Source organism: Citrobacter sp. wls826 (assembly GCF_005281245.1).
Lineage (GTDB): Bacteria > Pseudomonadota > Gammaproteobacteria > Enterobacterales > Enterobacteriaceae > Citrobacter > Citrobacter braakii.
The window spans coordinates 31,906-39,460 of sequence record NZ_SZWS01000055.1 but is presented as its reverse complement, the minus strand read 5'-3'; the positions used below and the strand labels follow the sequence as shown (position 1 = coordinate 39,460).

The following is a 7,555-nucleotide window of genomic DNA, read 5'->3' as shown; positions in this document are numbered from 1 at the left end:
CAACGGCGCGGGTTTTTTGTCTTAACTGGAGCTGACTTAATGCTGAATGTCGTCCACCAGTCTACCGCGCAATGAGAATGCGTTTAGTAGTAGTAGACCGATAAAACGAGCAATGTAAGTCATCAATCAAGCTCCAGGCGAATGCGATATGCTTTTAGTGGTACTGGATATGAAGACTGATGTCAACCCCATTGTCTGCAAATGCTCCCGTTAAGGGGGAAGGTTTCTGATAAACTTAAGCGAATTGTGCTGAATTTCTCAGGGTATATAAAATTAATCATCTGATCGTTGAACATATTTTTCACGGTTTGACATATTTAAGCATATTTATTTGCATTTATGGTAACGAAGAACTAAAGATAACGCCTCATTTGGGATTTCATATCTTTATGATTTATCAGCTTTTATATTCATTTTGAATGGATGAAACCAATGTGTTACCCAATAATTGATAAATTAATGTTAACTTTTAATGTGTTAATAATAGAAATGTTTAATTAAAACTTAAATACGTATTCACTGTGCGTATGATTGTGTATTCGCCACGCTTATGGTTATATTGTTTTCGAAATTTAAACATATGAATCATCGCGCAGTGACATCTGCCGCACTACGCTTGTGGTGTTCTTTTGTACATTTAGATTTGTGCCTTTATGTTTTCCTAATTTTAATGTTTTTCCTTTTTCTTATTTTATATGCATGGTAAATCATATTAACGGAGATTATTTCTGCACTCCGTCTGGGAAAAGGGAGTTTAGAGTGACAGTGGAGTTAAATATGCCAGAAGTAAAAATAATAGATAAATCTAATCTCATAGAGATGGGGAAGCCACAGCTTCGCATGGTTGATCTTAATTTATTAACTGTTTTTGATGCGGTGATGCAGGAACAAAATATTACGCGTGCTGCACATACGCTGGGGATGTCGCAACCCGCTGTCAGTAATGCGGTCGCACGCCTGAAAGTCATGTTTAACGATGAGCTTTTTGTTCGTTATGGCCGTGGAATCCAGCCGACAGCAAGAGCCTTCCAGCTGTTTGGCTCCGTTCGTCAGGCATTGCAATTAGTGCAGAATGAACTGCCTGGTTCCGGCTTTGAACCTACCAGCAGCGAGCGTGTATTCAATCTTTGCGTATGCAGTCCATTGGATAATATTCTTACTTCGTTGATTTATAATCGAGTTGAACAAGTCGCGCCGAACATTAATGTCGTTTTTAAATCTTCACTAAATCTAAATACCGAGCACCAATTACGTTATCAGGAAACTGAGTTTGTTATTAGCTATGAAGAATTCCGTCGTCCGGAATTTACCAGTGTTCCGTTATTCAATGACGAAATGGTGTTAGTGGCAAGCAAAAAACATCCGCGCATTAGTGGCCCATTGCTGGAAAGCAATCTCTATCATGAACAGCATGCCGTGGTTTCGCTCGATCGCTTCGCCTCATTCAGCCAGCCGTGGTATGACACACCGGATAAACAATCCTGCGTGGCTTATCAGGGAATGGCATTAATCAGCGTGCTTAATATTGTGTCGCAAACGCACCTGGTCTCTATTGCGCCGCGTTGGTTGGCGGAAGAGTTCGCCGATTCTTTAGAACTGCAGATATTGCCTTTACCTTTAAAATTGAACAGCCGCACATGTTATCTTTCCTGGCATGAGGCTGCGGGGCGCGATAAAGGACATCAATGGATGGAAGAACTGTTGGTCTCCGTCTGTAAGAAGTAGCCGCTGGCAGAATAAATCGGGGAATACATCTGGTTTATTCTGCTTTTATCTTTATATCTAAAATTTTGTGCTGAACTCGACTTTTTACGTATGTCCGAAAGTGTAAAAAAATAGACTAATTGCTGTAAGTCCCCCTTTTTAAGCGATTATTTATCATATCAATTGCTTATGCTGGTTTAATTCTCCATTTATTCAATTCTTACCTCCGTTTTATTCTTATTTACTCCAGTGCCACCTCTTCGGAGTCAATTGCCATGCGTCATCGTCAGCGGTTAATGTGTTGTTAAACCGTAATTCATTATAAGAGTGAGGCAAGCCATGGAGATGTTGTCTGGAGCCGAGATGGTCGTCCGATCGCTTATCGATCAGGGTGTGAAGCAGGTATTCGGTTATCCCGGGGGGGCCGTCCTCGATATTTATGATGCATTGCATACGGTCGGCGGTATTGATCATGTGTTAGTCCGTCATGAGCAAGCCGCAGTACATATGGCTGATGGCCTGGCGCGTGCCACGGGAGAAGTGGGCGTCGTTTTGGTCACTTCCGGACCAGGGGCAACCAATGCGATCACCGGGATTGCAACGGCATATATGGATTCCATTCCGCTGGTGATCCTCTCCGGCCAGGTCGCCACCTCCCTGATTGGCTACGATGCCTTTCAGGAGTGCGACATGGTGGGTATATCCCGCCCGGTGGTAAAACACAGTTTTCTGGTTAAACAAACGGAAGATATCCCGCAGGTGCTGAAAAAAGCCTTCTGGTTGGCGGCAAGCGGTCGTCCGGGGCCGGTGGTGGTGGATTTGCCGAAAGATATTCTGAATCCGGCGAAAAAACTGCCTTATAGCTGGCCGGAGTCGGTGAGTATGCGTTCGTATAACCCGACAACGACCGGGCACAAAGGACAGATAAAACGTGCTTTGCAGACGCTGGTCGCGGCGAAGAAACCGGTTGTCTATGTTGGTGGTGGCGCGGTGAATGCCGCCTGTCACGAACAACTGGGGCAAATTGCCGAAGCACTTAATCTGCCGGTTGTCTCCTCGCTGATGGGGTTAGGCGCGTTTCCGGCCACGCATCGCCAGGCGCTGGGAATGTTGGGCATGCATGGTACTTACGAAGCGAATATGACCATGCATCATTCTGATGTGATCTTTGCCGTCGGCGTTCGTTTTGACGATCGAACGACCAATAATCTGGCAAAATATTGCCCGAATGCGACCGTGCTGCATATTGACATCGATCCGACCTCTATTTCAAAAACCGTCACTGCGGATATTCCGATTGTGGGCGATGCTCGCCTGGTGCTGGATCAGATGCTTGAACTGCTGCCGCAGGAGAAATCGCAGCAGCCGCTGGATGATAACCGTGACTGGTGGCAACAGATCGAACACTGGCGCGCTCGTCAGTGCCTGAAATACGACACGCAAAGTGAAAGTATTAAACCGCAGGCGGTGATTGAAACCATCTGGCGTCTGACGAAAGGGGATGCATACGTGACCTCTGACGTTGGCCAGCATCAAATGTTTGCCGCACTTTACTATCCGTTCGATAAACCACGCCGCTGGATTAACTCAGGCGGCCTCGGCACCATGGGATTCGGTTTACCCGCGGCGTTAGGGGTGAAAATGGCGCTGCCGGATGAAACAGTGGTGTGCGTCACCGGGGATGGCAGCATTCAGATGAACATCCAGGAACTGTCGACGGCGCTGCAATATGAGCTACCGGTACTGGTGCTCAACCTTAACAACCGCTATCTCGGCATGGTCAAACAGTGGCAGGACATGATTTACTCCGGGCGTCACTCCCAGTCTTACATGCAGTCGCTACCTGATTTTGTGCGCCTTGCTGAAGCTTATGGGCATATCGGTATCCAGATTAATCATCCAGGCGAACTGGAGAGCAAGCTGGGCGAAGCGCTGGAACATGTGCGTAACCATCGCCTGGTGTTTGTTGATGTCACCGTCGACGGCAGTGAGCATGTCTACCCGATGCAGATTCGTGGGGGCGGGATGGACGAAATGTGGTTAAGTAAAACGGAGAGGACCTGATTATGCGCCGGATATTATCAGTATTGCTGGAAAACGAGTCGGGTGCATTGTCACGTGTGATTGGCCTCTTCGCCCAGCGCGGATACAACATTGAAAGCCTGACCGTCGCGCCGACTGACGACCCGACCTTATCGCGGATGACGATTCAAACGGTAGGGGATGAGAAAGTCCTGGAGCAGATCGAAAAGCAGCTACACAAACTGGTGGATGTTCTGCGCGTCAGCGAACTGGGGCAGGGCGCCCACGTTGAACGAGAAATCATGCTGGTGAAAATCCAGGCTAGCGGCTATGGCCGGGAAGAGGTGAAACGCAACACGGAGATATTCCGTGGGCAAATCATCGATGTTACGCCGTCGATCTACACCGTACAGCTGGCGGGCACCAGCGATAAGCTGGATGCGTTTCTGGCAACGCTACGGGAAGTCGCCAAAATCGTGGAAGTTGCCCGTTCCGGCGTGGTGGGGCTTTCCCGCGGCGATAAAATTATGCGCTAACGCTTACCTGACCTACGCGAGATGCATTGGCTATCGGTTGCTTTTTTTTTGCGAAATCAGCAGTAACCAGAGACAAAAGCGGTTGCCGCAGTCATTATTCTGCGCTTAGATGTTAAGAAGTTTAACCCATGCCATCTCAAAGGTTATGGTTTGTACATTTTACGCAAGGGGCAATTGTGAAACTGGATGAAATCGCTCGGTTGGCCGGCGTTTCGCGAACGACTGCAAGCTACGTTATTAACGGCAAAGCAAAGCAATACCGCGTAAGCGACAAAACGGTTGAAAAAGTCATGGCGGTGGTGCGTGAGCATAATTACCATCCGAATGCCGTGGCGGCCGGGCTGCGTGCTGGACGCACACGTTCTATCGGGCTGGTGATCCCGGATCTCGAGAACACGAGCTATACCCGGATTGCAAACTATCTGGAGCGCCAGGCGCGTCAGCGCGGGTATCAACTACTGATTGCCTGCTCTGAAGATCAGCCGGATAACGAAATGCGCTGTATTGAGCATCTTTTACAACGTCAGGTTGATGCCATTATCGTTTCGACTTCCTTGCCGCCTGAACATCCGTTTTATCAGCGCTGGGCGAACAGTTCATTCCCGATTGTGGCGCTGGATCGCGCGCTGGATCGTGAACATTTCACCAGCGTGGTGGGCGCTGACCAGGATGATGCGCAGATGCTGGCGGAGGAGTTACGTAAATTCCCTGCTGAAACCGTGCTCTATCTGGGGGCTCTTCCTGAATTGTCCGTCAGTTTCCTGCGCGAACAGGGTTTCCGTACCGCGTGGAAGGACGATCCACGTGAAGTGCATTTTCTCTATGCCAACAGCTATGAGCGGGAGGCGGCCGCGCAGTTATTTGATAAATGGCTGGAAACGCATCCAATGCCTCAGGCGCTGTTTACCACGTCGTTTGCCCTGTTGCAGGGGGTGATGGATGTGACCCTGCGCCGCGACGGGCAGTTACCGTCTGATTTAGCGATTGCGACTTTTGGCGACCACGAGCTGCTCGACTTCCTGCAGTGCCCGGTACTGGCGGTGGCGCAGCGCCATCGAGATGTCGCGGAACGCGTGCTGGAGATTGTGTTGGCAAGCCTGGATGAGCCGCGTAAACCCAAACCAGGTTTAACGCGTATACGGCGTAATCTGTACCGTCGCGGTATTCTAAGCCGTAACTAAGTTGCCTCAATTGATGATGTCGGCGGATAAGCCTCTGACATCATCAATTATCCCGTTCTCGGAAATAACCGCATTATAATTAAGAATATTCTTTAGAATTATCTGAAATTGATTCTTCTATTATGCCGAATTAAAAATGCAACTATCCATTTTTGGGTAATTGAGACGTAACGATGCGTTACGGTTGTATTATTTTGTTACAAGCATGTAGGGATTTGCCGAATTAACAAACACTTTACTGGTGTGTTGCGACAATCTCGCCCTTATCTCGCTCCTGTGCGGCGTACAGACTGATTAACTGGTACTGTTATCTCGCTGCATATTGTCCTAAAATGCCGCTCGCGTCGCAAACTGACACTTTATATTTTTCTTTTGATGATATTCAGTTGTTTTAAACAATCATGAGTTGTTGGATTTTTTTCTTACAAATATTCATGACGTTAATTTGCTTCGTTTGCTGTACGGAATTTGTTCAACGCTGATATTAGCCGTAAACAATGGGTTTTTTGCTCCGCTAAGCGCCGTGACTTGCTTGACAAGGTTTTCCTCCGCTCCGTAAACTCCTTTAAGTGGGAATTTGTGGGATAAAGTGGTAATCGGGGGTGAGGCTGGCATGTTCCGGGGAGCAACGTTAGTTAATCTCGACAGTAAAGGGCGCTTATCTGTGCCTACCCGTTATCGGGATCAACTGCTCGAGAGCGCTACCGGTCAAATGGTTTGCACCATTGACATCCATCACCCGTGCCTGCTGCTGTACCCCCTGCCTGAATGGGAAATTATCGAGCAGAAGTTATCGCGTCTGTCGAGCATGAATCCAGTTGAGCGTCGCGTACAGCGCCTGTTGTTGGGTCATGCTAGCGAATGTCAGATGGATAGCGCTGGCCGATTATTGATAGCGCCCATTCTGCGGCAACACGCAGGGCTAACGAAAGAAGTGATGCTGGTTGGGCAGTTCAATAAGTTTGAGCTGTGGGATGAAACGACCTGGTATCAACAGGTCAAGGAAGATATCGACGCTGAGCAGTCTGTTACCGGCGCGCTGTCGGAACGATTGCAGGATTTGTCTCTATAAAATGATGGAAAATTATAAACATACAACGGTGTTGCTGGATGAAGCCGTAAACGGCCTGAATATTCGTCCAGACGGCATCTACATTGACGGGACATTTGGTCGCGGTGGTCACTCACGTCTGATCCTCTCGCAACTTGGCGAAGCGGGGCGTTTACTGGCCATCGATCGCGATCCGCAGGCGATTGCCGTTGCAAAGACGATTACCGATCCCCGTTTTTCCATCGTCCATGGTCCTTTTTCTGCGCTGGCTGATTATGTCGCCGAGCGCGGACTTACCGGTAAGATCGACGGGATTCTTCTCGATCTTGGGGTGTCTTCTCCACAGCTTGATGATGCTGAGCGCGGATTCTCATTTATGCGTGACGGTCCGTTAGATATGCGTATGGACCCAACACGCGGTCAGTCAGCGGCCGAATGGCTGCAAACCGCCGATGAAGCAGACATTGCCTGGGTGATTAAAACCTTTGGCGAAGAGCGCTTCGGCAAACGTATTGCTCGCGCCATCGTAGAGCGCAACCGCATCGAACCGATGACCCGCACTAAAGAGCTGGCGGAAGTGATTGCGGCGGCAATGCCGGTGAAAGACAAATTCAAACATCCCGCGACCCGTACCTTCCAGGCGGTGCGCATTTGGGTGAACAGTGAACTGGAGGAGATAGAGCAGGCGCTAAAAAGCTCGCTCAGCGTGCTGGCACCAGGTGGTCGCCTTTCGGTAATCAGTTTCCATTCGCTTGAAGATCGCATTGTGAAACGCTTTATGCGCGAACAAAGCCGTGGTCCTCAGGTTCCGGCTGGAATACCGATGACCGAAGCGCAGATCAAAAAGCTGGGCGGCCGTGAGTTAAGAGCACTAGGCAAGATGATGCCGGGTGAAGAAGAGGTAGCTGAAAATCCTCGTGCCCGTAGTTCAGTTCTGCGTATTGCAGAGAGGACGAACGCATGATCAGCAGAGTGACAGAAGCCCTCAGCAAAGTTAAAGGATCGATAGGAAGCAACGAGCGCCATGCCTTGCCTGGCGTGATCGGTGACGATCTTTTGCG

Annotated in this window: 7 protein-coding genes and 1 pseudogene; 7 read left to right on the top strand and 1 reads right to left on the bottom strand. The window is 49.0% G+C overall.

What is annotated here, in order from left to right:
• Positions 1-36: 36 nt before the first annotated feature.
• Positions 37-123, bottom strand: a complete 87-nt coding sequence (leuL, locus tag FDW87_RS23320) for a leu operon leader peptide (RefSeq protein ID WP_049269161.1) — start codon at positions 121-123, stop codon at positions 37-39.
• 654 nt (positions 124-777) lie between these two features.
• Here leuL and leuO point away from each other — a divergent pair.
• From leuO to FDW87_RS22800, 7 genes and pseudogenes are all read left to right on the top strand, one after another.
• Positions 778-1,725: a transcriptional regulator LeuO gene (gene leuO, locus FDW87_RS16010; protein ID WP_016151687.1), complete on the top strand. Its 948-nt coding sequence runs from the start codon at positions 778-780 to the stop codon at positions 1,723-1,725.
• 318 nt (positions 1,726-2,043) lie between these two features.
• Entirely contained in the window at positions 2,044-3,768 is a 1,725-nt protein-coding gene (gene ilvI, locus FDW87_RS16005; RefSeq protein WP_016151688.1) for an acetolactate synthase 3 large subunit, read from the top strand.
• A gap of 2 nt (positions 3,769-3,770) precedes the next feature.
• Positions 3,771-4,262 carry an acetolactate synthase small subunit gene (gene ilvN, locus FDW87_RS16000; RefSeq protein ID WP_003829566.1) on the top strand — a complete coding sequence of 164 codons (492 nt, stop codon included), beginning with the start codon at positions 3,771-3,773 and terminating at the stop codon, positions 4,260-4,262.
• Positions 4,263-4,438: 176 nt separating this feature from the next.
• The gene (gene cra / locus FDW87_RS15995) at positions 4,439-5,443 is read left to right on the top strand and encodes a catabolite repressor/activator (protein ID WP_016151689.1); all 1,005 of its coding nucleotides are present in this window, start codon (positions 4,439-4,441) and stop codon (positions 5,441-5,443) included.
• Positions 5,444-6,056: 613 nt separating this feature from the next.
• A complete protein-coding gene (gene mraZ, locus FDW87_RS15990; RefSeq protein ID WP_005124560.1) occupies positions 6,057-6,515 on the top strand; it encodes a division/cell wall cluster transcriptional repressor MraZ in 459 nt (152 codons plus the stop codon).
• Position 6,516: 1 nt separating this feature from the next.
• Positions 6,517-7,458 carry a 16S rRNA (cytosine(1402)-N(4))-methyltransferase RsmH gene (rsmH, locus tag FDW87_RS15985; protein WP_016155687.1) on the top strand — a complete coding sequence of 314 codons (942 nt, stop codon included), beginning with the start codon at positions 6,517-6,519 and terminating at the stop codon, positions 7,456-7,458.
• Positions 7,455-7,555: pseudogene (locus tag FDW87_RS22800) on the top strand (cell division protein FtsL); the annotation flags it as partial. The gene rsmH and the pseudogene FDW87_RS22800, both read left to right, overlap by 4 nt.